21 protein-coding genes are annotated in these 22,752 nt (G+C 64.2%); 10 read left to right on the forward strand and 11 right to left on the reverse strand.

Going from position 1 to position 22,752, the window contains the following annotated elements; translation table 11 throughout:
- Nucleotides 1–58 precede the first annotated feature (58 nt).
- The 6 genes from ABIC03_RS03200 (at nucleotide 59) to ABIC03_RS03225 (ending at nucleotide 5,248) form a co-directional block, all read left to right on the forward strand.
- Nucleotides 59–1,888, forward strand: a complete 1,830-nt coding sequence (locus tag ABIC03_RS03200; protein ID WP_354055459.1) for an IlvD/Edd family dehydratase — start codon at nucleotides 59–61, stop codon at nucleotides 1,886–1,888.
- 124 nt (nucleotides 1,889–2,012) lie between these two features.
- On the forward strand, nucleotides 2,013–2,744 hold the full coding sequence (locus ABIC03_RS03205; RefSeq protein WP_354055461.1) for an SDR family oxidoreductase: 732 nt from the start codon (nucleotides 2,013–2,015) through the stop codon (nucleotides 2,742–2,744).
- 27 nt (nucleotides 2,745–2,771) lie between these two features.
- Nucleotides 2,772–3,518: an SDR family NAD(P)-dependent oxidoreductase gene (locus ABIC03_RS03210; RefSeq protein ID WP_275167340.1), complete on the forward strand. Its 747-nt coding sequence runs from the start codon at nucleotides 2,772–2,774 to the stop codon at nucleotides 3,516–3,518.
- A 7-nt stretch (nucleotides 3,519–3,525) separates the two neighbouring features.
- The gene (locus ABIC03_RS03215; RefSeq protein WP_354055464.1) at nucleotides 3,526–3,918 is read left to right on the forward strand and encodes a GFA family protein; all 393 of its coding nucleotides are present in this window, start codon (nucleotides 3,526–3,528) and stop codon (nucleotides 3,916–3,918) included.
- Between the two features lie 161 nt (nucleotides 3,919–4,079).
- Nucleotides 4,080–4,760 (forward strand): site-2 protease family protein, encoded by a 681-nt coding sequence (locus ABIC03_RS03220; protein WP_275167342.1) that lies wholly within the window; start codon nucleotides 4,080–4,082, stop codon nucleotides 4,758–4,760.
- Nucleotides 4,761–4,825: 65 nt separating this feature from the next.
- Entirely contained in the window at nucleotides 4,826–5,248 is a 423-nt protein-coding gene (locus ABIC03_RS03225) for a hypothetical protein (protein ID WP_275167801.1), read from the forward strand.
- Here the strand turns inward: ABIC03_RS03225 and ABIC03_RS03230 are convergent.
- The 6 genes from ABIC03_RS03230 to ABIC03_RS03255 form a co-directional block, all read right to left on the reverse strand.
- Nucleotides 5,236–6,051, reverse strand: a complete 816-nt coding sequence (locus ABIC03_RS03230; protein WP_354055466.1) for a TonB family protein — start codon at nucleotides 6,049–6,051, stop codon at nucleotides 5,236–5,238. The two genes, ABIC03_RS03225 and ABIC03_RS03230, sit on opposite strands and share 13 nt — an antisense overlap.
- 8 nt (nucleotides 6,052–6,059) lie before the next feature.
- Nucleotides 6,060–6,515, reverse strand: coding sequence for a TonB system transport protein ExbD (exbD, locus tag ABIC03_RS03235; RefSeq protein ID WP_018459254.1), 456 nt, complete (start codon nucleotides 6,513–6,515; stop codon nucleotides 6,060–6,062).
- Between the two features lie 3 nt (nucleotides 6,516–6,518).
- Nucleotides 6,519–7,430 (reverse strand): tonB-system energizer ExbB, encoded by a 912-nt coding sequence (gene exbB / locus ABIC03_RS03240; RefSeq protein ID WP_354055469.1) that lies wholly within the window; start codon nucleotides 7,428–7,430, stop codon nucleotides 6,519–6,521.
- Nucleotides 7,427–8,116, reverse strand: coding sequence for a Fe2+-dependent dioxygenase (locus tag ABIC03_RS03245; protein WP_354055471.1), 690 nt, complete (start codon nucleotides 8,114–8,116; stop codon nucleotides 7,427–7,429). The genes exbB and ABIC03_RS03245 overlap by 4 nt, the downstream gene beginning before the upstream one ends.
- A 2-nt stretch (nucleotides 8,117–8,118) precedes the next feature.
- Nucleotides 8,119–10,509, reverse strand: a complete 2,391-nt coding sequence (locus tag ABIC03_RS03250; protein ID WP_354055473.1) for a TonB-dependent receptor — start codon at nucleotides 10,507–10,509, stop codon at nucleotides 8,119–8,121.
- Nucleotides 10,510–10,726: 217 nt separating this feature from the next.
- The gene (locus ABIC03_RS03255; RefSeq protein ID WP_275167347.1) at nucleotides 10,727–10,966 is read right to left on the reverse strand and encodes a hypothetical protein; all 240 of its coding nucleotides are present in this window, start codon (nucleotides 10,964–10,966) and stop codon (nucleotides 10,727–10,729) included.
- 376 nt (nucleotides 10,967–11,342) lie between these two features.
- On the opposite strand from ABIC03_RS03255, the gene ABIC03_RS03260 reads away from it, so the two are divergent.
- The 3 genes from ABIC03_RS03260 to ABIC03_RS03270 all read left to right on the forward strand — a co-directional run bounded on the left by ABIC03_RS03260 (nucleotide 11,343) and on the right by ABIC03_RS03270 (nucleotide 16,297).
- Entirely contained in the window at nucleotides 11,343–12,515 is a 1,173-nt protein-coding gene (locus ABIC03_RS03260; protein WP_354055475.1) for an efflux RND transporter periplasmic adaptor subunit, read from the forward strand.
- A complete protein-coding gene (locus ABIC03_RS03265) occupies nucleotides 12,512–15,658 on the forward strand; it encodes an efflux RND transporter permease subunit (protein WP_275167349.1) in 3,147 nt (1,048 codons plus the stop codon). The genes ABIC03_RS03260 and ABIC03_RS03265 overlap by 4 nt, the downstream gene beginning before the upstream one ends.
- A 66-nt stretch (nucleotides 15,659–15,724) precedes the next feature.
- Nucleotides 15,725–16,297 (forward strand): invasion associated locus B family protein, encoded by a 573-nt coding sequence (locus ABIC03_RS03270; protein ID WP_354055478.1) that lies wholly within the window; start codon nucleotides 15,725–15,727, stop codon nucleotides 16,295–16,297.
- Between the two features lie 12 nt (nucleotides 16,298–16,309).
- Here the strand turns inward: ABIC03_RS03270 and ABIC03_RS03275 are convergent, their stop codons facing one another.
- Nucleotides 16,310–18,598, reverse strand: coding sequence for an arylsulfatase (locus ABIC03_RS03275; RefSeq protein ID WP_354055480.1), 2,289 nt, complete (start codon nucleotides 18,596–18,598; stop codon nucleotides 16,310–16,312).
- Nucleotides 18,599–18,706: 108 nt separating this feature from the next.
- Here ABIC03_RS03275 and ABIC03_RS03280 point away from each other — a divergent pair, with 108 nt between their 5' ends.
- Complete coding sequence (locus ABIC03_RS03280; RefSeq protein WP_354055482.1) at nucleotides 18,707–19,393, forward strand: TetR/AcrR family transcriptional regulator; 687 nt, start codon at nucleotides 18,707–18,709, stop codon at nucleotides 19,391–19,393.
- Here the strand turns inward: ABIC03_RS03280 and ABIC03_RS03285 are convergent.
- Genes ABIC03_RS03285 through ABIC03_RS03300 form a run of 4 tightly spaced genes read right to left on the reverse strand, consistent with a single transcriptional unit; the run spans nucleotide 19,375 to nucleotide 22,710 of the window.
- Nucleotides 19,375–20,094, reverse strand: a complete 720-nt coding sequence (locus ABIC03_RS03285; protein WP_354055484.1) for an ABC transporter ATP-binding protein — start codon at nucleotides 20,092–20,094, stop codon at nucleotides 19,375–19,377. The two genes, ABIC03_RS03280 and ABIC03_RS03285, sit on opposite strands and share 19 nt — an antisense overlap.
- Nucleotides 20,091–20,858 (reverse strand): ABC transporter ATP-binding protein, encoded by a 768-nt coding sequence (locus tag ABIC03_RS03290; RefSeq protein ID WP_275167356.1) that lies wholly within the window; start codon nucleotides 20,856–20,858, stop codon nucleotides 20,091–20,093. The genes ABIC03_RS03285 and ABIC03_RS03290 overlap by 4 nt, the downstream gene beginning before the upstream one ends.
- The gene (locus tag ABIC03_RS03295) at nucleotides 20,848–21,819 is read right to left on the reverse strand and encodes a branched-chain amino acid ABC transporter permease (RefSeq protein ID WP_354055486.1); all 972 of its coding nucleotides are present in this window, start codon (nucleotides 21,817–21,819) and stop codon (nucleotides 20,848–20,850) included. Before ABIC03_RS03295 ends, ABIC03_RS03290 begins: the two co-directional genes overlap by 11 nt.
- A 27-nt stretch (nucleotides 21,820–21,846) precedes the next feature.
- Nucleotides 21,847–22,710 carry a branched-chain amino acid ABC transporter permease gene (locus ABIC03_RS03300; protein WP_275167357.1) on the reverse strand — a complete coding sequence of 288 codons (864 nt, stop codon included), beginning with the start codon at nucleotides 22,708–22,710 and terminating at the stop codon, nucleotides 21,847–21,849.
- Between the last annotated feature and the right edge of the window lie 42 nt (nucleotides 22,711–22,752).

Genomic DNA, 22,752 nt, shown 5'->3' on the forward strand with positions numbered 1-22,752 from the left:
TCGCACAAGCCGATACCATAGAACGGACGCCAGTGCGTTTGCATTGCAGGAGAAACCAATGACAAACAAACCAACCAATGGGCATGCGCCCGCCGGCAACGGCGCTCGCCGCCACCTCCGCTCGCAGGAATGGTTCAACAATCCGCATAATCCGGGCATGACCGCGCTCTATATGGAGCGCTATCTGAACTACGGTCTCACCCGCGCCGAGCTCCAGTCCGGCAAGCCGATCATCGGCATCGCGCAGACCGGCAACGACCTCTCCCCCTGCAACCGCCACCATATCGAGCTTGCCCATCGCGTCCGCGAAGGCATCCGCGAGGCCGGCGGCATTGCGATGGAATTCCCGACCCATCCGATCCAGGAGACCGGCAAGCGCCCGACCGCGGCGCTCGACCGCAACCTCGCTTATCTCGGCCTCGTCGAAATCCTCTACGGCTATCCGCTCGACGGCGTGGTGCTGACCACGGGCTGCGACAAGACCACGCCGGCCTGCATGATGGCGGCGGCGACCGTCAATCTGCCCGCGATCGTGCTGTCGGGCGGGCCGATGCTGAACGGCTGGCACAACGGCGAGCGCACCGGCTCCGGCACCATCGTCTGGAAGTCGCGCGAGCGGCTCGCCGCCGGCGAGATCGACTATGAAGAATTCATGGAGATCGTCGCGTCCTCGGCGCCCTCGGTCGGCCATTGCAACACCATGGGCACCGCCTCCACCATGAACGGGCTTGCCGAAGCGCTCGGCTTCGCGCTGCCGGGCTGTGCAGCGATCCCCGCCCCCTATCGCGAGCGCGGCCAGATAGCCTACGAGACGGGAAAACGCATCGTCGACATGGTCTGGGAAGACCTCAAGCCCTCGGACATTCTGACCCGCAAGGCGTTCGAGAACTGCATCGTGATCAATTCGGCGATCGGCGGCTCGACCAACGCGCCGATCCACATCAACGCGCTGGCGCGCCACATCGGCGTCGAGCTCTCCATCGACGATTGGCAGAAGGTCGGCCACGACGTGCCGCTGCTGGTCAACATGCAGCCGGCCGGCTTCTACCTCGGCGAGGAATTCCACCGCGCCGGCGGCGTGCCGGCCGTGGTGCGCGAACTGATGAAGCACAAGCGCATCCACGAGGACGCGGTCACGGTCAACGGCCGCGGCATCGGCGAGAACTGCGCCAATGCGCCAAAGCCCGACAATGACGTGATCTGGGCTTACGACAAGCCGCTGGTGAAGGACGCCGGCTTCCTGGTGCTGAAGGGCAATCTGTTCGATTCCGCGATCATGAAGACCAGCGTGATCTCCAAGGAATTCCGCGATCGCTACCTCAGCAACCCGACCGATCTCAATGCCTTCGAGGGTCGGGCCGTCGTGTTCGAAGGTCCCGAGGACTATCACGAGCGGATCGACGATCCCTCGCTCGAGATCGACGAGCGCTGCGTGCTGTTCATCCGCGGCACCGGTCCGATCGGCTATCCCGGCGGCGCCGAGGTCGTGAACATGCAGCCGCCTGCGGCGCTGATCAAACGCGGCATCATGTCCCTGCCCTGCATCGGCGACGGCCGGCAGTCGGGCACCTCGGGTTCGCCTTCGATCCTCAATGCTTCGCCGGAAGCCGCTGCCAATGGCGGCCTCGCGGTCCTCAGGAACGGCGACAAGGTGCGCGTCGATCTGAACAAGGGCAGCGCCAACATTCTCATCTCCGACGACGAGGTGAAGAAGCGCCACGCCGAGCTGAAGGCCAGTGGCGGCTTCAAGCATCCGCCGAACCAGACGCCGTGGCAGGAGCTTTATCGCAACACCGTCGGCCAGCAGTCGACCGGTGCCTGCATGGAGCTCGCCACGCGCTACCAGAACGTCGCCGGCACCTTTGGCGTGGCGCGGGATAATCACTGACCACTCGTCATTGCGAGGAGCGAAGCGACGAAGCAATCCAGGCTGTCTCCGCGGCGGGACGCCGGATTGCTTCGCTTCGCTCGCAATGACGATCCGATAGAACTTTCAGGCAAGGGAGAAGAAAATGGCAGACCGCCTCAAGGGAAAGCGCGCCGTCATCACGGCTGCAGCGGCAGGCATCGGACGCGCATGCGCCATCGCATTCGCGCGTGAAGGCGCAACCGTCATCGCCACCGACATCAACGAGAGCGGCATCGCGAGCCTGACCAAGGAAGGCGTCGCCGAAACCGCGAAGCTCGACGTCCGCAGCACCGCCGACGTCAACGCCTTCGCCAAGCGCGTGGGCAAGGTCGACATCCTGCTCAACGCAGCCGGCTTCGTGCACCACGGTACCATCCTTGAGTGTTCGGAAGAGGATTTTGATTTCTCGTTCGACCTCAACGTCAAGTCGATGCACCGGACCATCAGGGCCTTCCTGCCGGACATGCTCGCGGGCGGCGGCGGCAGCATCGTCAACATCTCCTCCTGCGCGGCGCTGCGGCCGCCGGCCAACCGCTACGTCTACAGCGCCTCAAAGGCGGCGGTGTCGCTGCTGACGCGCGCGGTCGCGCTCGACTTCATCACCAAGGGCATCCGCTGCAACAGCATCTGCCCGGGCACCGTCGAGACGCCCTCGATGCTCGACCGCGCCGCCGCGCAAGGCCCGCAGGGCAAGGAGATGTTCGTCTCCCGCCAGAAGATGGGCCGGCTCGGCACCGCCGACGAGATCGCGTCCATGGCGGTTTATCTCGGCAGTGACGAGAGCGCCTTCACCACCGGCGTCGACCTCGTCGTCGACGGCGGCTACATGCTCTGACGCCAAGGCATCCAGAAGGCATCCAGCATGAACAAGATCGATCTCAACGACCGTGTCGCCATCGTCACCGGCGGTGCGCAGGGCTTCGGCCGCGCCATCGTTCAGCGCTTCGTCGCCTCCGGCGCCAAGGTCGCGATCTGGGATTTCGACGCCGCGCTGGCCGAGAAGACGGCGAAGGAAATCGGCGACAACGCCCGCGTCTTCAAAGTCGACGTTACCGATACCGCGGCCGTCGAGCAGGCTCGCGACGCCACGCTTGCCGCCTTCGGCAAGATCGACATCCTCGTCAACAATGCCGGCATTGCCGGGGTCAACAAGCCGGTCTGGGAGACCGATCTCGAGGAATGGCGGAAAGTTCTGCGCATCAACCTGGACGGCCCCTTCATCTGCTGCAAGGCGGTCGTGCCCGCGATGCTCAAGCAGAAATACGGGCGCATCGTCAACATTGCCTCGATCGCCGGCAAGGAAGGCAATCCGAACGCGTCGCACTATTCGGCGTCCAAGGCCGGCCTGATCGCGCTGACGAAGTCGCTCGGCAAGGAATTGGCGGCACATGACATCCTCGTCAATGCGGTGACGCCCGCGGCTGCGAAGACCGCGATCTTCGACCAGATGACGCAGCAGCATATCGACTTCATGCTGTCGAAGATTCCAAAAGGCCGCTTCGTGCTGGTGGAGGAGCTCGCCGCGATGGCGGCCTGGCTCGCATCCGAGGACTGCGCGTTTTCGACCGGCGCGGTGTTCGACATCTCTGGCGGGCGCGCAACTTACTGAGGGCGTCATGATCCGGGAAGGCGGATGTTTGTGCGGCGCGGTGCGGTTCAAGGCGGAGGGCGAGCCGCTCAACGTCCGCATCTGCCATTGTCGCATCTGTCAAAAGGCGATGGGCTCGCCCTACTTCGCCCGCGCGCAGTTCGACCAGCGCGCGCTGACGGTCGAGGGCGACACCGAGCGCTATGCGTCGTCCGAGCACATCGACCGCGTGTTCTGCAAGCGCTGCGGCACGCGGCTGTTCGCCTGGCGCCGCAATGGCACGCTGGCTGGCGTCGCGCTGGCGACCTTCGACGATCGCAACGCGTTTGTGCCGACCGAGCATATCTGGGTCAGCGAAAAGATGGACTGGGTGACGATCGAGGACGGCATGATCCGATATGAGGGGACGATCCCGACGTAGCTCATCCGGCGCCAAGGCTCGACGTGACGGCCGCCGGTCTCGCCGATCATTTGCAGCGTGGCATTTCGGAACCGGTCACCCTATGTTGAGGTGAAGCGTTGCTGCACCACCGGTTGGCTGGGTCGGCTGCAAGACCGCAGGTAAACCGGGACGGACGAGCCGTGAACATTTCTTTGTATGACCTCTCGGTGTGGGTGCTGCCGCTGGTGCTCGCCATCACCTTCCACGAGGCTGCGCACGCCTTCGTGGCATATCGTCTCGGTGACGATACGGCCTCGCAGCTCGGCCGTGTCAGCTTCAATCCGCTCCGCCACATCGACCCGTTCGGCACCGTAATCCTGCCGGCGATGCTGCTGTTTGCGCATTCGCCGTTCCTGTTCGGCTACGCAAAGCCAGTGCCGGTGAATTTCCGCAAGCTCAACGACCCCAGGCTCGGCATGGTGTGGGTGGCGCTGGCCGGGCCTGCCACCAACATCCTGCTGGCGCTGGCCGCAGCTCTTGCCCTGCACGCCCTGCCTTGGGCTCCGGCCAACTCGGCGCAATGGATCTTCGACAATCTCAAGAACGCGCTGCTGATCAACGCGGTGCTGGCGGTGTTCAACATGATGCCGATCCCGCCGCTCGACGGCGGGCGCGTCGCGGTTGGGCTGCTGCCCCGGCCGCTCGCCCTGCCGCTGGCGCGGCTCGAGCCGTTCGGGATGCTGATCCTGATCGGCTTGCTGATCCTGCTACCGCTGGCAGGCTCCCAGTTCGGTCTAAATCTTGATGTTATTTCAGCAATACTGCGAACGTTGACCGGTTATGTGATTCAGGCTGTTCTCATTCTGACCGGCAATGCGTAGTTGAACAGCGACACACCCGAACACAAGCCGAAGGGCTCGAGGCCGACTTGGTCAAAGCTGCCGATATGCTGATCGCGCGACGCGCCGATACCCGCGCCCGCGCCGATTTCGCCACCTGGAAGATGATGGCCAAGCTCAACGGGTCGTCCGCGCTGCCGCCGGGGGCGCAGGAATTCCTCGCGAGCTACAAGAACCTGCAGGCACAGATGAACGAGGGTGAGGCTACCGAGGCCACCATCGGCGCCATCTACAAGGCCTACTATGCCGAGATGGGCGGCGCGGGAACCCCGCCTGACGTCCGCCCCAGGGCGGCCGAACCGGCGGCGGACAATGTTACCGCTTTCCGCCGCCCCGAACCGAAGCCGAAGAAGGCCAATTTCTTCGGGGCAGCGACCGCGGGCGCGACCCAGAAACGGCCGCTCCCGGTGGCCCTGATCTTCGCCTGCCTGGTTGTGGTCTATGTCGGGATCAGGCTCTACTGGCGCTGAGCCGACTTCTTCTTTTTCTTTGCGTCCGGCGGCGTGAAGATGATGTCGACGGTGCGCTCGAACCGGTCGTCGGTCAGGCTGGCAGGCGGCTGCGGGATGGGATCGGACTTGCGCACAATCGAGATCGCCGCCGCATCGTAAGCTGCATCCCCGGATGACTCGGCAACGTCGACTGAAAGCACGTTGCCCCGCCGATTGATCGCGAAGGAGACCTTGACCTTCTGATTGTTGGGCTCCTTGCCCTCCGGGTTGACCTTGTGGGCGGTAAGATGCGCGCTGATCTTGCGGTTCCAGTCCGCCGTCAGCTTCAGAATATCCTTGCCGATGCCCAGCACAGGCGCCAGCGCCTTCTCGGCCTCGCGCGCGTCCTCATCAAGCGTCTGCCGCGCCGTCGCAACGGACTTCGGCGAGGCCTCCGCAGCGGGCGTCTCGACCGCCGCGATCTTCGGATCCTCGTCCTGCGGCTTCTTCGAGATGTTCTCGGTGACGATCCGATCGGGATCGTCGACCTGTTGCGACTGATCCTTTGGAAGCTCGGTTTCCTTGGTCTCGGCTTTTTGCTCGGGAAGCGCCTGCTGCTCCTGCATCGCTTCGCTATCCGGTCCCGGCGGAAGGTCGGTGTCAGGCGCCTTCGGCGAGGCCATCTCGACAGCGAACTCCGCGCCGGCCGCGCCGAGGCCGTCATCGCCGTCATCGGCGCGCAGGTGCGCCAGCGCGAGCGCGGCACCACCCAGATGCAGCGCGAGCGCCGCCACCGCTGCCAAAATCCAAAGCGTCCGGGCTGGTTTGGACTCGTCCGACATCGCGGCCTCTAAGGCTGAGCGGCGCCTGCCGCAGGCGCCCCCGGAGCGCCTTCCAGCGCAACCAGCTTCACCCGCGAATAGCCGCCTGAGCGCAACAGCTCCATGACCCCCATCAACTCGCCATACGGCACCGAGCGATCGGCGCGCAGAAAGACATACTTGTCCTTGCTCATGTCGGAGAGGCCGTCGAGGGTGCCGATCAACTCGGCGCGGTGGACCGGGTTCTCTCCGATGGCAAGCGTCAAATCGGGCTTGATGCTGAGATAGGTCGGCTTGTCCGGCTTCTTCTGCGGCGTCGCGCTCGACGTCGGCAGATCGATCGGCAGGTCGACGGTCGAGAGCGGCGCTGCGACCATGAAGATGATCAGCAGCACCAGGATGACATCGATGAACGGCGTGACGTTGATTTCATGCGTTTCGCCGAAATCGTCGTCGTCATCATTGTCTGCGAGCGAAACGCCCATGGATCACTCCGCCGCGCGCGAATGCACGCTGCCGTGGCTGCGGTCGAGATCGCGCGAGAGCAACCGCCCCGCCGCGCCCGAGGCACGGCTGACGAGCTCGAGATAGCTCTTCGTCACGCGCGAGAAGTAGTTGTAGATGATGACGGCGGGAATGGCGGCGACCAGACCGATCGCGGTGGCGAGCAGCGCCTCGGCGATGCCGGGCGCGACGACGGCGAGGTTCGTAGTCTGCGACTTCGAGATGCCGATGAAGCTGTTCATGATGCCCCACACCGTGCCGAACAGGCCGACGAAGGGCGAGGTCGAGCCGATGGTCGCGAGCACGCCCATGCCGACGCGGATGCGCCGCGCCTCCGCGCGCATGATCTCGGAGAAGCTCGAAGCCGCGCGCTCCTTGATGCCGGTGTCGCTGGAGAGGCCGGCCGACATCCGCGCCTCCCGCAGCGCCGCCGCCAGGAAGGACGGCAGGATGCCCTCCTTGGCGCCGAGCGCCATCTGCGCTTCGGCGAGCGAGCGTGCCTCCGCGATCTTCTTCAGCGCCGAACGAAGCTTGGTTGCGGCGATCGACAATTCGATCGACTTGGCGATCAGCACCGTCCAGGTCATCAGCGATGCGAAGGCGAGCCCGATCATCACCGCTTTCACGATGATATCCGCCGACTGGAACATCACCCAGGGCGACAATTCCTTCATGGCGGGCGCGATGCCGGCATCGGACTTTGCCGCGGGTGCGGCAGCTTGGGGCGCCGCAGGCGGAGCAACAACCGGGGCTGGGCTGACCGCGGACGGCTGAGCCGTCGACTGGACCGGAGCCGCGGGCGCGGCTTGTGTCTGGGCCGAAACAGGGGATGCAAGCCAGGCGGCCGCCAGCACCAGAGCTGCGGCAAGGCTTGCTTGGAAGGACATGATCTTCATACTTCGGCCCAGTAGCGAATGAGGTTGTGATAGATACCCGTCAATTTGACCGTTTCGGGATCGTCACGCCCGAGCCGTTCCACCAGCGCCTGTATCGCGGTGTCGAGGTCAAAGATCATGCTCCGGGCTTGATCGTCCCGTATCATGCTCTGAAGCCAGAAGAAAGACGCAACCCGCGTTCCCCTGGTCACCGGGGTCACCAGATGGAGGCTGGTCGAGGGATAGAGCACGCAGTCCCCGGCTTGCAACTTGACTTCGTGCGAACCGTAGCTGTCCTCGATCACAAGTTCGCCACCGTCGTACTCCTCCGGCTCGGCCAGGAACAGCGTGACCGACAGGTCTGTGCGGATGCGAAGGCCGGTCAGGCGGTCGCCGCGGATGGCATTGTCGACATGCAGGCCGAAATGGTGGCCGCTGCTGGCTGCATAGCGGTTGAACAGCGGCGGGAAGATCTGGAGCGGGATCGCCGCCGCGATGAAGCGCGGGTTCGACGTCAGCGCCGAAATGATGCGGTTGCCGAGTTTTCGCGCGATTTCGCTATCGGGCGGCAGTTGCTCGTTGCGCTTGACCATCGCCGACTGCGCGCCGGCGGTGGAGCGCCCGTCTTCCCATTCGCTGGCGTCCATGATGCGGCGGAAATCCGCCACATCATCCTTGCTCAGAACGCCAGGCAGGCACGTCAACATGATCAGAACTTCGCCGTCGTCACGAGGTAGAACGCCCGCCCCGGCGCGACCGCCACGAAGGGCACGGCACTGCGATAGAACGAGTCGTAATAGAGCTTGTTCGTCAGGTTCTGAGCGTAGAACTTCATGGTCCAGTTCTGGTCGATCTTCTTCTCGATGAACGCGTCGAAACGCCAATAGCTCGGCAGCTCGTTGGTGTTGGCCGCGAACGTGCCGCCATAGACCTTCGAGCGGTACACCGCCTGCCCGCCGAGTTCCCAGCCGCCGTCGAACTTGTACTTGGTCAGCATGCTGAACGACTGGTGGGCAATGTTGGCAAGCTGCAGACCCAGATTCGACGCAACGCCGCTCTGCGTGACCTTCGACTGCATCAGCACCAGGCCGCCAAAAATGCTCCAGCGGTCGGTGAGCTTGCCCTCGGCCTCGATGTCGATGCCCTGGATCCTGTAGGCGGCCCCCGAAGTCAGCACGCTGTTGACGGTCTCGCGCGCATTGTCCTTGGTCGTCTGAAACAGCGCACCGGTCACCAGCAGGTGACGGTCGGCGAGCTCCCATTTGGTGCCGAGTTCGATCGCCTTGTTACGCTCGGGTCCGAGCAAAACGGCCGTGTTGGGCGGAACACCACCGTAGTCGGTCGCGGTCGCATCAAGCTCCGACCCGAACGGATTGGCCGAGGTGGCGTAGGCCGCATAGACGCTGCCGATCGACATCGGCTTGTAAACCAGGCCGACGTTGTAATTCACAAGATCGGCGTTCTGCTTCAGATAGGCCGCGTTGGTCGACGAGCTCTGGCTGTAGCCGTCGTAGCGCACGCCGCCGTTGACGATGATCGTGTCCTGCCAGTTCGCGGTGTCCATGGCATACACGCTGGTGGTGTTGACGCCATATCGCGTCGGATTTCCGACGATCCCCGGAATGCTGAAGGGGATGTTGGTGAATTGCGGAGAATAGAGATTGACCCCCGTCACGGCGCCGTTGCTCGTGAAGGCGGAACCGGACAGCTCCGACGCGAGGCCCGCATAGCGGTCGATCGAGATGTTCTCGTTCGCATACTCGACGCCGAACACCGTGGTGTGCTTGACCCCGCCGGTGTCGAGCTTGAACGTGGCCTCGTTCTGGTTGGCCCACACGTCCACGTTCTGCAAGCGGCTCTGCGCGCTTGCCGTCGTGGTCCAGAGCAGCGGATTGGGGCTGGTCGTGTTCGGGTTCTGCGGCAGCGTGCCGATGTAGTTCAGCACCGAGTGCTCGCCGCGCACCTTGCTGGTCAGCGTAATGGCGTCGTTGACCTTGTACTCGATCGTGCCGGTGCCGAAATCCTGCCGCGCCGTCTGGAAGTCGCGGTTGAGGAAGCCGTACCAGCTTCCGCGCGGAATGCCCGCCGACGTCACCGGCACGTTGCCCTGCCTGTAAAAGGGCACGCCGAAATCCGGGTAGCCGCTGAGGTCGGTGTGGACGTAGTTCGTCGTGATCTTGATGTCGTTGGTCGGGGTGTACTTGGTCGAGATGAACGAACCCCAGCGATCGTCGGTGATGTAGTTGCGGCCGGCGACGTTGGCGTCCTGGAACAGGCCGCCAACGCGCACCGAGAAGGTGGGATCGATGACCTGGTTGACGTCGAGCGTGACCCGCTTGGTCCGGTCGGTGCCGAACTCGGTATCCATCCGCTTGAAATTGACGTCGCCCGCCTGCTTGGTGACGATGTTGATGGCGCCGCCAGCGGTGCCGCGGCCGGCGTAGGACGAGGCCGGGCCGCGCAGAATCTCGATCTGCTCGGTGAAGAAGTTCTCGCGGATCGAGACCGCGGGATCGCGGATACCGTCGATGAAGACGTCGTTGCGCGCGTCGAAGCCGCGGATGAAGAAGCGGTCGCCGAACGCGTTGCCGCCCTCGCCCGATCCCAGCGTCACACCCGCGGTGGAGCGTCCGATCTCCTTCAGCGTCGTGGCGTTCTTGTCCTCGAGCACTTCCTTGCTGAGCACGGTGATGCTCTTCGGCGTGTTCAGCATCTTTTCGGGAAACTTGCCGGAGGCCTGGACCTGGTCGACCTTGTAGGGCGCTGCCGGATCGGAATACGGATTACGGTCGGCTTCGCCGGCCGGAACGGTAGGAGCCGTCTGCTGCGCGGCCTGCTGCCGCTGCGCGGCGCGGCGTAGCGCATTGCGCGCGCGGACCTGGTCCGCCGTCGGCTTCGAAGCCACCGGGCGCGGACGCGCGACCGGAGCATCGACCGTCACCGGCGGCAGATTCGACTGCTGCGCTTCCGCGCCGCTCGACACCGATGCTGCCGCGATCAGGCCCGCGACAGCGGAGACCTTCTTGCCGGAAACGCTCGTGAACTTTTCATCGAATGCTGCGACCGAACGCAACGACTTCGGTGCGACCACCTGCCCCATTACCAAACACGCCCCATATTCCTGTTCGCCCATTCACTTCGATGAACGATTGGTGTGTTGGTATCGGCGGCAAAATAGCGGGTCAATGCGAGCAAGCCGCGAGAACGCTTGAATAAGTCCAGATCAAAACGATTCTAAACTACAGTTTGAAATCGTTCTAAAACAAGATTGGAGTCGTTCTAAAGAGAGCGCGAGTTCGGCGGTCGCGCGCGCATCGTCAATCGCTGCTTGGCGGCTTCATCAGCGAGAACAATTCATCGACGGTCTTCTGCGCCACCGCGCGCACGCGATCGCTGTTGTCCATGCCGGCGATGTTGACGCCGTTGACGACGGCTCTGATCTCGTCGCGGAAGTCGGTGAGAAAGCGCAAGGGATCGCGCTGCTCGTTGGCGACGCGTGCGATCAATCCCGTGATCAGGATCTGACACGCGATCAGCTTGCCGTTCAGTTCGTCCATGCTGCGCTCCCGTTGTGGCGCGCCGATATGACCGATGCCAGTTTTCCTGACAACCGAAACGGCCTCCGCACGATTTAGAACCGTTCTTGCGAGCCCTCGCCTTGCGGCCCATGCGCGGCGCCGCTCGGTGCGGAGCACACCGCTTTCGAGCATTGCACAAAGTTTGCACGCTGATCGTTCCTAACGGGACAATCCAGCACTGCACACCGTAGTGACACGGAGCTGCCCAAGCGGTGCAAAGCTTTCCAATTGTTTAGGATTCTCAACGGATAGTGCTGTTTACACAGGAACTTGGCGTGTATTATACAAGCGCGCTGGAACCCTATGATTGCCTCATAATTCGTAGTTTAGGGCACAAGAGCCGACACGAGACGATATGAAAAAGTCCCGGCCGATCCTCTGGATTCTGATCATCGCGGCCGTGGCCTCCGCAGGTTACTATGGTTGGCAGAAATTCGGCGCGCCCGAGGCCGGAAAAATCCAGACCGCACAGAAGGGGCCGCCGCGCCCGCCCGCCGTCCCCGTGAGCGTTTCGCCGGTCCAAAAGGTGGACTTTCCGGTTTACCTGACCGGTCTCGGCACGGTTGCGGGCTTCAACACCGTCCAAGTCCGGACCAGGGTGGATGGCCAGATCGACAAGATCGCCTTCACCGAAGGCCAGATCGTCAAGGAGGGCGAGCTCCTCGCCTCGATCGATCCCCGCCCCTATCGGGCCACGCTCGACCAGGCCAAGGCCAAGAAGGCGCAGGACGAGGCAAATCTGGCCAACGCCAATCTCGAGCTCCAGCGCGCCATGAAGCTCGGCGAATTCGCCACTGCCCAGCGGGTCGACACCCAGCGCTCGACGGTCGCCCAGCTCACCGCGCAGATCGCCGCCGACGAAGCTTCGATCTCCAACGCGCAGACCCAGCTCGACTACACCCAGGTCAAGGCGCCGATCACCGGCGTCGCTGGCCTGCGCCAGGTCGACGTCGGCAACATCGTCAATTCCTCGACGCAGACCGGCATCGTCACGATCTCGCAGGTCGAGCCGATCTCGGTGATCTTTACCGCGCCCGAAGATCAGCTGCCCTATATCAGCGAGGGCCAGAAGGCTGGCGCGCTCAGGGTGATCGCCTTCACCACCGACGGCAAGAAGACGCTGGCCGAGGGCAAGCTCGCGGTCATCAACAACCAGGTCGACACCAGCAGCGGGACGATCCGACTCAAGGCGGTGTTCGACAACAAGGACCACGCGCTGTGGCCTGGGCAGTCGGTGTCGACACGCCTTCTGGTGCGCACCCTGAGGGATGCGACCGTTGTCCCGGATGACGCGGTCCAGCATTCCACCAACGGCCTCTACGCCTATACGGTCAACCAGGACAACAAGGCCGAACTGCACAAGATCAAGGTCAGCTACGCCATCGACGGACGTTCGGTCGTCGACGAAGGGCTGACGCCCGGGCAGCAGGTGATCACCGGCGGCCAATTCAAGGTTCAGCCGGGAAGCCTCGTCTCGACGGCCGTGGCGAGTACGGATCCGGCCCAGAACAAGGTTCGACAGGAATGAACGCGGGCGGGATTTCGGCACCTTTCATCCGTTATCCCATCGGCACCTCGCTGCTGATGGCCGGCATTCTGTTCGTCGGTCTCGTCGCCTATCCCCTGCTGCCGGTCGCGCCGCTGCCGCAGGTGGACTTCCCAACCATCCAGATCACCGCCAATCTGCCGGGCGGCAGCCCCGAGACCATGGCCTCGTCGGTGGCCCAGCCGCTCGAACGGCAATTCGCCCAGATCCCGGGCATCGCCCAGATGACTTCGACGAGCTATCTGGGCACCGCGTCGATCACCATCCAGTTCGACCTCAACCGCAGCATCGACGGCGCCGCCAACGACGTGCAGGGCGCCATCAACGCCGCGAGCGGTCAGCTGCCGAAGAACCTGCCCTCGCCGCCGACCTACCGCAAGGTCAACCCGGCCGACGCGCCGATCCTGCTGTTGTCGGCGACCTCCGACACGCTGCCGCTGACCAGCGTCAGCGACGCCGTCGACGCCCAGCTCGCCCAGCAGATCAGCCAGCTCTCCGGCGTCGCCCAGGTCTTCATCGGCGGCCAGCAGAAACCGTCCATCCGCATCCAGATCGACCCGGCGAAACTCGTCGCCAAGGGCCTGTCGATGGAGGACGTGCGCAGCCAGATCGCGATCACCACGGTCGACAGCCCCAAGGGCAACATCGACGGCCCGAAGCGCGCCTACACGATCTACGCCAACGACCAGCTGACCCAGGCCAAGGACTGGAACGACGTCATCATCGCTTACCGCAATGGCGGTCCCTTGCGAATCCGCGATGTCGGCCAGGCGGTCAGCGGCGCCGAGGACGCCAAACAGGCGGCCTGGGCCAACGGCAAGCGCGGCGTGTTCCTGGTGATATTCAAGCAGCCGGGCGCCAACGTCATCGAGACCGTCGACCGGATCAAGGCCACCCTGCCTCGCCTCGTCGCAGCGATCCCGCCCGCGATCAAGATCGAGCTCATCAGCGACCGCACCACGACGATCCGCGCCGCGGTCGAGGACGTCCAGTTCACGCTGCTGCTGACCATTGCGCTGGTGGTCATGGTCATCTTCATTTTCCTGCGCAGTTTCTGGGCGACCGTCATACCCACCATCACGGTGCCGCTGGCGCTGCTGGGCGCGTGCGCCTTGATGTGGGTCGTCGGCTATTCGCTCGACAATCTGTCCCTGATGGCTCTCACCATCGCGGTCGGATTCGTCGTCGACGACGCCATCGTGATGCTCGAGAACATCACGCGCTACATCGAGGAAGGCGAATCGCCGATGGCGGCCGCCTTCAAGGGCTCCAAGGAAATCGGCTTCACCATCGTCTCGATCAGCATCTCGCTGGTCGCAGTGCTGATTCCGCTGCTGCTGATGGGCGGCATCATCGGACGCCTGTTCCGCGAATTCGCGGTCGTGCTGGCGATGACCATCTTCGTCTCGATGTTCGTGTCGCTGACCCTGACGCCGATGATGGCCTCGCGCTTCCTGCGCGCGCATGGGGAGGTGACCCACGGCAAGTTCTATCAATGGAGCGAGCGCGGCTTCGATGCGATGTTGCGCGGCTACGAATGGGTGCTCGACCATGCCCTGGCCTGGCGTCGCACGACCCTCACGATCTTCTTCGCGACCCTTGCCCTGTCGATCTATCTGTTCGTCCTGATCCCGAAAGGGTTCTTCCCGCAGCAGGACGTCGGCCTGATCACCGCGACCTCCGAAGCCTCCCAGGACATCTCGTTCGCGGAGATGCAGCGCCGCCAGGTCGAGCTCGGCAAGATCGTGATGGACGATCCCGACGTCGCAACGATCGCGATGAACATCGGCGGCAGCGGCCGCGCCGGCAACAACGGCAACATGTTCATCACGCTGAAGCCGCGCAGCGTCCGCAATGCCTCGGCGCAGCAGATCATCGCGCGGCTGCGTCCCAAGCTCGAAAAGGTGTCCGGCGCCCGCCTCTACATGCAGGCGGCGCAGGACGTCCGGCTCGGCGGCAGGCCAACGCGCACGCAGTTCGAGTTCACCCTGCAGGACGCCGATCTCGCCGAGCTCAACGACTGGGCGCCGAAGATCCTCGCCAGGATGCAGACGTTGCCGCAACTGCGCGACGTCGCGACCGACCAGCAGACCCAGGGCACCACGGTTCAGCTCAAGATCAACCGCGATACTGCAGCGCGTTACGGAATCCAGCCGCAGCTGATCGACGACACGCTGTACGACGCCTTCGGCCAACGCCAAGTCACGCAGTATTTCACCCAGCTCAACACCTACAAAGTGATCCTCGAGATCCTCCCGGAGATGCAGGGTAGCCTCGAGAGCCTGAACAAGCTCTACCTGAAATCTCCTCTGACCGGCGACCAGGTGCCGCTGTCGACCTTCGCGACCTGGAGCACCGATCCGGTCCGCCCGCTCTCGATCAGCCACCAGGGCCAGTTCCCGGCGATCACGATCAGCTTCAACCTCGCCCAGGGCGTCGCGCTCGGCCAGGCCACCGAGGCCGTGCAAAAGGCGATGGCCGATCTCGGCGCGCCGCCGACGCTCAATTCGAGTTTCCAGGGCACGGCACAGGCGTTCCAGCAGTCGCTCGGCACTGTGCCGCTCCTCATTCTCGCCGCGCTGGTCGTGGTCTATCTGATCCTCGGCATCCTCTACGAGAGCTACATCCATCCGATCACGATTCTGTCGACCCTGCCCTCGGCCGGCGTCGGCGCACTCGCGATCCTGATGGCGGCCGGCTTCGAGTTCAGCCTCATTGCTTTGATCGGAGTCATTCTGCTGATCGGCATCGTGAAGAAGAACGGCATCATGATGGTGGACTTCGCCATCGCCGCGGAGCGCGATGAGCACAAGACGCCGGCGGAATCGATCCGGCAGGCAGCGCTGTTGCGCTTCCGTCCGATCATGATGACGACGATGGCTGCCCTGCTCGGCGGCGTGCCGCTGATGCTCGGCCACGGCACGGGCGCCGAAATTCGCCAGCCGCTCGGCTACGCCATGGTCGGCGGTCTGATCGTCAGCCAGGCGCTGACGCTGTTCACCACTCCGGTCGTCTATCTCTATCTCGACGAGCTCAACAACTGGTTCTCGGGCTGGGGCCGTAAGGGTGACGGCGAAGGTGACGAGACGGTCGAGCACGGCACCGTTAAGGAAGCTGCCGAGTAGCAGCTTGCACCGCGCGCCTCACGACGTTACAGCGAGGCCCTCGGTTCACGTCAACGCGGTTTTGCCATGCCCATGCAATCCAGACTTGTCGCCCTTGTCGCCGCCGTCCTGTTGTCGGCGGGTGCCGCGCACGGCCAGCAAAGCGCCAAGAAGAACGCGGCTCCCTCTGCCCCGGCGGCACAGCCCGCACCGGCTCCGACGCAGCCGCAGGCTGACGGCGCTGCGGCGCAGCCGCCCGGCTGGATCGTGCGCTGCACCAGCGTGAGCCGCGATGCACCGCTCGAATGTGCGATGGAGCAGAACGCGGTGCTGACCAAGACCGGCCAGACCATCGTCCTCATCAACATCCGCATCGCGCCGGACACCCGCACACCGGTGGCGCTGCTGCAATTGCCGCTTGGCCTCAACCTTCCCATCGGCGCCAAGCTCCAGGTCGACGACGGCAAGACGGTCGATCTCCAGATCCAGACCTGCGAGAACCGCGGCTGCTACGCCTCGACCCCGATCGCACCGGACCTGTTGGGCACTTTGAGGTCAGGCAAGCAGTTGAAGGTCTCCTTCCAGAACATGGCGAAGGAAACGATCGCGATCCCGATGCCGCTCGGCGATTTCGCGGCGGCCTACGACAAGATCAAGTAAGTCGCCTCTCTCCTACTGCCGCGCCATCTGCGCGTTGCCGACGGCATCGCCGTCGAGCTTCTGGTCGTTGTGCATGGTGACGCTGACGTGCGAGAGCCGTCCGGTGAATTGGAACGGCGCATCATAATGCGACACCGGACTGCCGCGGTCGCGGCCGATGTCGAGGCCGGACCACGAGATCAGCGTGTGGAAGGCAAGCTCTGTCTGCAGCGACCCCGCCTTCTCACCATCAATCAATAGCGTGTAGTCGGTGATGCCAGTGCGCGAGCCCTTCGCCGGCGGCTCCTTGCGCACGAGACGCTCGACATGCACGCCCAGCCGCCGCGCGCCCGACGGCACCTTGCGGTCCGAGCGGATGATCTGGTGACTGCCTCCGATGTTGAGGTCATGCACGAGGTGGCCATCCTTGACGTAGAGACTATAGCCCGACGTCGCATCACCATGCGAGATCAGCACGCCGTCGGCACCCGCCTCGTCGATCTCGACATGCGCCTCGATCGTATAGCTGCGGCTGCGCACATCAGGCGCGACGTCGGTCGGCACATGGCCCATGCCGGCATGGAAGACGAAATGGTGGCGCGCGCCGTGGAAGCGCGCGGCGTTCTCCGCAAAGCGCGGCCCGAAACGGTCGTCGAGCGGCAGCACCTTGTGCTTTTCGGCTTCCTCCCACCATGTAGCGATCATCTTCGCCAGCCGTTCCGGCTCTTTCGCCGCGAGATCGTCGGTCTCTGAGAAATCCTCATCGAGATGGAACAACTCCCATTTGTCGCTTTCGAACGGCGTGCCCGATGGATGGAAGGCGACCGCCTTCCACCCCGCCTGCCAGAGGCCGCGATGGCCGAACATCTCGAAATATTGCGGCGAGCTCTTTGAAGGAGCAGACGCGTCCGTGATCGAAAGCGCAAAGCTCTCGCCTTCCAGCGGCATCTGCCGGCAGCCTGAGATTTCGGCGGGCGCCTCGATGCCGATCAGCTCCAGCAGCGTCGGCGTGAGGTCGCAGGCGTGCACGAACTGGTGCCGCAGCTCGCCCGTGCCCGCGATCTTCTTCGGCCAATTGATGACGAAGGGATCGCGGATGCCGCCGCCATGGGTGTTCTGCTTGTAGCGGCGCAGCGGCGTGTTCGAAGCCATCGCCCAGCCATGCGGAAAATTGCTGTGGGTGTCCGGCCCGCCGATGTCGTCGATGCGGCTCAGCTTCTCCGCGATCGGCTCCGGCTTGAAATTGAATGGGCCCATCGCGTTGACGAAGCCGAGCGGCCCGCCCTCCTGGCTCGCGCCATTGTCGGACATCACGATGATCATGGTGTTGTCGCGGATGTCGGCCTTATCCAGAAATGAGACGAGGCGTGCAAGATGACGATCGGAATGGTCGAGCATCCCGGCAAAAGCGGCCTGCAGGCGCGTGAAGACACGACGCTCGTCGGCCGAATGATCTTCCCAGGCTTTCACACCGTCATTGCGCGCCGGCATCCGCGTTCGCTCCGGCACCAGTGCCATCGCCTTCTGACGCGAGAGCCGCTGCTCGCGTTCGACGTCCCAGCCGTGCGCGAACGAGGCGTCGTAGCTCCTGATGATATCCATCGGTGCCTGGTGCGGCGCGTGGCAGGCCCCCAGCGCGACCCAGGTCAGCCACGGGACGTCAGGACGATCGGCAACGTGATCTCCGATGAAACGGATCGACTGGTCGATCAGGTCCTCGGTCAGATGATAGCCGTCGACATAGGTGCCCGGAGGATCGATATGCGTGTTATCGGAGACGAGCTCCGGCGCGTACTGGTCGGTCTCGGCGTCGAGAAAGCCGTAGAAGCGATCGAAGCCGCGGCCGAGCGGCCAGCCGTCGAACGGGCCGGTGGCGCCGCTCTCGGTGAGCGGCGTCACATGCCATTTGCCGACCATGTAGTTGCGATAGCCGTGGGTGCGCAGCATCTCGGCGAGCGTCCCCGCCTCGCGCGCGATCTTGCCGCGGTAGCCTGGATACCCGGAATCGAAATTGGCAAGGCACCCGACGCCGACCGAGTGATGGTTGCGCCCGGTGAGCAGTGCCGCGCGCGTGGTCGAGCACATCGCTGTGGTATGGAAGCCGGAATAGCGCAAGCCTTCGGCGGCAAGCCGGTCGATGGTCGGCGTCCGGATCGCCGAGCCGTAGCAGCCGAAATCGGAGAAGCCGACGTCGTCGAATAGCACCACCAGGATGTTCGGCGCGCCCTCGGGCGGCCTTGGCGACTCCGGCCACCAGGGTTTTGAGTCCGCAACCGTCTTGCCGACGGTGCCGCGAAACGGCGTGTCGCTGCCTGCGCTCATCTGATCCTCCCTGTTCGGCCGGCCTGGGTGGCCGCCGACGGCCACGGTTGACCCGCAGCTCGTCCCCACCTAAATTATAACAATAATTATGATTATCATTTAGCCGCGATGCAAGCACGGAAGCAGCCACGTTTGGAAGACCCCGGGGTTCGCGATTTCGACCTGCCCGGCGTCGCCCCGTCGCGCCAGAAGCGCAGCCGGGAGACGACGCTGGCGCTGCTGCGCGCGGGCGCCGAGATGCTGCGGACGCGCAGCCTCGCCGAGCTCTCGATCGAAGCACTCTGCACCGAGGTCGGCGCCACCGTTGGCGCCTTCTACAGCCGCTTCGAGAGCAAGGAGGCCTATTTCAACGCGTTGATGGCGCTGGCCGCGCGCGACGGCGAGCACCGACTGGGCGAGATCAGGCAGCCCTCGCCCGAGACAGGCCTCGGCGAGCTCTGCCAAATCGTTGTCAAAGGCATCATCGCCTGGATGCGCAACCACGAGGGCGTGCTGCGCGCCGCGCTCCAGCATGACGACACCCGCCCGGACAAATGGACAGCGTTCAAGGCGCTGGCGAAAGCCACCACGATCGGCGCCACCCCTCTCCTGCTGCCGGCCATGGGCAAGGGACGCAAGGCCGCCAAGACCCGCACCATCGCCTTCGGCTTCCAAATCGTCCTTGGTACGCTGGTGAACGCCATCCTCAACGATCCCGGCCCGCTGTCGCTTTCGTCGAAAGAGATGGAGACCCGGCTGGCCGGCTGCCTTTTGCTGCTGCTTCAGGCGGAAACCAGTCAATCCACGCCGAGATAAGCCTTCTGGACCTGCGGGTCCTCCGCGAGCGCAGCCGCCGTGCCTGACAACACGCTCTTGCCGACCTGGAGCACCGTGGCGAAATCCGAGACCTCGAGTGCGAGCTCGATCGACTGCTCGGCGAGCAGGATGGTCAGGCCCTCGCGATGCAGGCGGCCGAAGGTCTCGTACATGGATTCGACCACCGCCGGCGCGAGACCGAGCGACGGCTCATCCAGCATCAACAGCTTCGGATCGCTCATCAGCGCGCGACCGACCGCGAGCATCTGCCGCTCGCCGCCGGACATGGTGCCGGCGCGCTGGTTGCGCCGCTCCTTCAGGCGCGGGAAGATCTCGTAGACGCGTTCGAGCAGCGTGGCCTGGCGCGACTTGTCGTGCAGCGGCGTTGCGCCGAGTAGCAAATTGTTCTCGACGCTCTGCTGCACGAACAGCCGCCAGCCTTCCGGCGACAGCGCCAGCCCCTTGCGCACGATCGCAAACGCTCTCTCGCCGGCAATGTCCTCGCCGCGAAAACGGATCGATCCGGAATGCACGGGAATGAGGCCGGCGATCGCGTTCAGCGTCGTGGTCTTGCCGCCGCCATTGGAGCCGAGCAGCGCGACGACGCTGCCTTCCGGAACCTCCAGCGAGACGTCGGACACGCCGATGAGATCGCCGTAGCGCACCTCGAGGTGCTCGATCCGCAGCAACGGCCCGCTCATAGGTCCGGCCCGCCCATCAGCTCGACCGGCGTGTGGCCGGCGGCCGCCTTGGCTGCGCGCTTGCCGAGATAGGCCTCGATCACCGCCGGGTTGGAGGTGACCTCGCGCGGCGAGCCGCGGGCGATCTCCTTGCCTTGGTGGAACACCATCACGCGGCTGGCGAGCGACATGATCACTTCCATGATGTGCTCGACGATCACGAGCGTGATGCCGGAACGATGAATGTCGCGCACGAGGTCGATGGCGAGCCTCACCTCATGGGCATTGAGGCCGGCCATGGCTTCGTCGAGCAGAAGCACCTTCGGCTCGGTCGCCAGCGCCCGCGCGATCTCCAGCCGCTTGCGGCCGGGCGTGCCGAGGGAGCGCGCCGGCGCATCCGCAAGCCTGATCATGCCGACGCGCTCGAGCACCGCGCGCGCCCTGGTCTCGGCGTCCTTGCGATGCGAGGTGCGCAGGAACGCGCCGATCATGACGTTCTCCAGCACCGTCATGCCCTCAAAAGTCTGCGGCACCTGGAAGGTGCGGGCAAGCCCAAGCCCGGCGCGCAGCTCCGGCGTGAAGTCGGTGATGTCGCGGCCCTCGAACAGGACGCGGCCTGAAGTGGTCTTGAGATCGCCAGTCAGGCAATTGAAGAAGGTGGACTTGCCCGCGCCGTTCGGGCCGATCAGGCCGAGGATGTCGCCCTGCTCCAAGGTCACGGAGGCGTCGTCCACCGCCTTGAAGCTGCCGAACGCCTTTGTAATTTCGCGTGCCTCAAGGAGCATGGCCAGCTCCGGTGTCCTTGGTCGACTTGCTGCGCCGCGTGAACAGGCTGAGCAGACCGCCGGGCTGGAAGCGCGCGATGACCACGATGATCGCGCCATAGAGCACGAAGGTGAGCCCGGCGCCTTTGCCGCCGAGCCAGCTGTTGGAGATCTCCTCCAGCGGCACCAGGATCGCGGCACCGACCAGGGGGCCGAACAGCAGCCCTGCCCCGCCCAGCGCCGCCATGATCAGGATCTTCACCGAAATCAGGATGCCGAATCCGGACTCGGGATCGACGAAGCCGAACATCATGGCATAGAGCGCGCCGGCGACGCTCGTCAGCGCCGCACTCAGCATGTAGGCGTAGAGCTTGGTGCGGCTGGCGGGTGCGCCGAGCGAGCGCGCCGCTCGCTCGGAATCCTTGATCGCGCGCAGGTAAAATCCCATGCGGCTGTTGGTCATCCACCAGGTGATCAACAGCGTGATCGCGAGGATTGCGAGGAAGAGGTAGTAGTACGGCAGCGACGACAGGAACGAGAGATCGAAGATGTTGCGCGGCACGGTCGGCCCGGAGAGCCCGACGGCCGCGCCTAACCAGTCGGTGTTGGTCACGATCAGCCGCATCGTCTCGGCGACTGCGATGGTCGCCATGCTGAAATAATGGCCGGACAGACGCAGCGTCGGCACGCCGATGATCGCGGCCAAGCCCACGGCGAGCACGATCCCGCCGGGGATGCCGAACAGGGGCGACAGGCCGAACTTTGCGTAGGATCCCATCGCGGCATAAGCACCGCAGCCGAAGAATACGACGTGGCCGACCGAGACCTGGCCGGCATAGCCGCCGACGATATTCCATGCGGACGCCGCAATCGCATAAAGCAGCACCAGCGCGCCCAGGCGCTGCTGGAACGGCGAGGACAGCAGCAGCGGATAGGCGATCGCAATCGCTGCGACGACCGAGAGCCAGATCAAGCGCCGCATCACATCTTTCTCATCAGGTCTTGCTCATCACATCTTCCCCATCAAGCCCTGTGGCCGGAACCAGAGGAAGAGCAGGAACAGGACATAGACGACGATGTCCTTGTAGATCGCTCCGATCAGATAGCCCGACAGGGACTCGATCACGCCGATCAGCAGGCCTGCGACAAGGGCGCCCGGCACACTGCCAAAACCGCCGAGCGACACGGTGACGAAGGCGACGATGCCGAGCGTCTCGCCGACGGTCGGCACGATGTAGAAGAAGTTTGCAATCAGCGCGCCGGCAAGCCCGGTGGCGCCGGCCGCAATCGCCCAGGCGATCGCCTGCATGGTGTCGGGACGGATGCCCATCAGTTGCGCCGCTGTTTGATCCTCCGCCACCGCAAGCATCTTCGAACCGAGCGAGGTCCGCGTCAGCAGCAGATGCAGCCCGAGCGTGACGAGCAGTGCGACCACCCCGGCAAGCAGCCGCGAGGCCTCGATGCGCAGACCGGCAAACGCGTAAGTGCCACCCACGATGTTCGGAGGCATCGACAGGAAGTTGGCGCCGAACCACCAGAACACGGAATAGCGCAGCAATAGCGCAAGCCCGAAAGTGCCGAGAATCTGCGCCAGCATCGGTCCCTTCATGATGTCGCGGATCAGGGCGAAATAGACGACGACGCCGACGGTCGCGAGCACCAGCGTCGCCAGCGGCGCGCCGAGGATCGGCCCTCCCCCCATGAGCGTGTAGACGACGTAGGCCACGTACATGCCGAGCATGACGAAATCGCCATGCGCGAAATTGACGATGTTCATCATGCCCCACACCAGCGTGAGGCCAGAGGAAAACAGGGCATAGACGGCGCCAAGCAGAAGCCCGCCGACGATCACCTGCACGAGTACAAAGGACATGAGCCAGCGTTGCTCTGATCAAATCATTTCGGGAAAGGCGGG

The organism is Bradyrhizobium sp. RT6a, from assembly GCF_040547675.1.
Lineage (GTDB): Bacteria > Pseudomonadota > Alphaproteobacteria > Rhizobiales > Xanthobacteraceae > Bradyrhizobium.

Coding starts and splice junctions, on each gene's coding strand:
- ABIC03_RS03200 (WP_354055459.1), top strand. CDS start 59: ATGACAAACAAACCAACCAATGGGCATGCGCCCGCCGGCAACGGCGCT.
- ABIC03_RS03205 (WP_354055461.1), top strand. CDS start 2,013: ATGGCAGACCGCCTCAAGGGAAAGCGCGCCGTCATCACGGCTGCAGCG.
- ABIC03_RS03210 (WP_275167340.1), top strand. CDS start 2,772: ATGAACAAGATCGATCTCAACGACCGTGTCGCCATCGTCACCGGCGGT.
- ABIC03_RS03215 (WP_354055464.1), top strand. CDS start 3,526: ATGATCCGGGAAGGCGGATGTTTGTGCGGCGCGGTGCGGTTCAAGGCG.
- ABIC03_RS03225 (WP_275167801.1), top strand. CDS start 4,826: ATGCTGATCGCGCGACGCGCCGATACCCGCGCCCGCGCCGATTTCGCC.
- ABIC03_RS03230 (WP_354055466.1), bottom strand. CDS start 6,051: ATGTCGGACGAGTCCAAACCAGCCCGGACGCTTTGGATTTTGGCAGCG.
- exbD (WP_018459254.1), bottom strand. CDS start 6,515: ATGGGCGTTTCGCTCGCAGACAATGATGACGACGACGATTTCGGCGAA.
- exbB (WP_354055469.1), bottom strand. CDS start 7,430: ATGAAGATCATGTCCTTCCAAGCAAGCCTTGCCGCAGCTCTGGTGCTG.
- ABIC03_RS03245 (WP_354055471.1), bottom strand. CDS start 8,116: ATGTTGACGTGCCTGCCTGGCGTTCTGAGCAAGGATGATGTGGCGGAT.
- ABIC03_RS03250 (WP_354055473.1), bottom strand. CDS start 10,509: ATGGGGCAGGTGGTCGCACCGAAGTCGTTGCGTTCGGTCGCAGCATTC.
- ABIC03_RS03255 (WP_275167347.1), bottom strand. CDS start 10,966: ATGGACGAACTGAACGGCAAGCTGATCGCGTGTCAGATCCTGATCACG.
- ABIC03_RS03260 (WP_354055475.1), top strand. CDS start 11,343: ATGAAAAAGTCCCGGCCGATCCTCTGGATTCTGATCATCGCGGCCGTG.
- ABIC03_RS03265 (WP_275167349.1), top strand. CDS start 12,512: ATGAACGCGGGCGGGATTTCGGCACCTTTCATCCGTTATCCCATCGGC.
- ABIC03_RS03270 (WP_354055478.1), top strand. CDS start 15,725: ATGCCCATGCAATCCAGACTTGTCGCCCTTGTCGCCGCCGTCCTGTTG.
- ABIC03_RS03275 (WP_354055480.1), bottom strand. CDS start 18,598: ATGAGCGCAGGCAGCGACACGCCGTTTCGCGGCACCGTCGGCAAGACG.
- ABIC03_RS03280 (WP_354055482.1), top strand. CDS start 18,707: ATGCAAGCACGGAAGCAGCCACGTTTGGAAGACCCCGGGGTTCGCGAT.
- ABIC03_RS03285 (WP_354055484.1), bottom strand. CDS start 20,094: ATGAGCGGGCCGTTGCTGCGGATCGAGCACCTCGAGGTGCGCTACGGC.
- ABIC03_RS03290 (WP_275167356.1), bottom strand. CDS start 20,858: ATGCTCCTTGAGGCACGCGAAATTACAAAGGCGTTCGGCAGCTTCAAG.
- ABIC03_RS03295 (WP_354055486.1), bottom strand. CDS start 21,819: ATGCGGCGCTTGATCTGGCTCTCGGTCGTCGCAGCGATTGCGATCGCC.
- ABIC03_RS03300 (WP_275167357.1), bottom strand. CDS start 22,710: ATGTCCTTTGTACTCGTGCAGGTGATCGTCGGCGGGCTTCTGCTTGGC.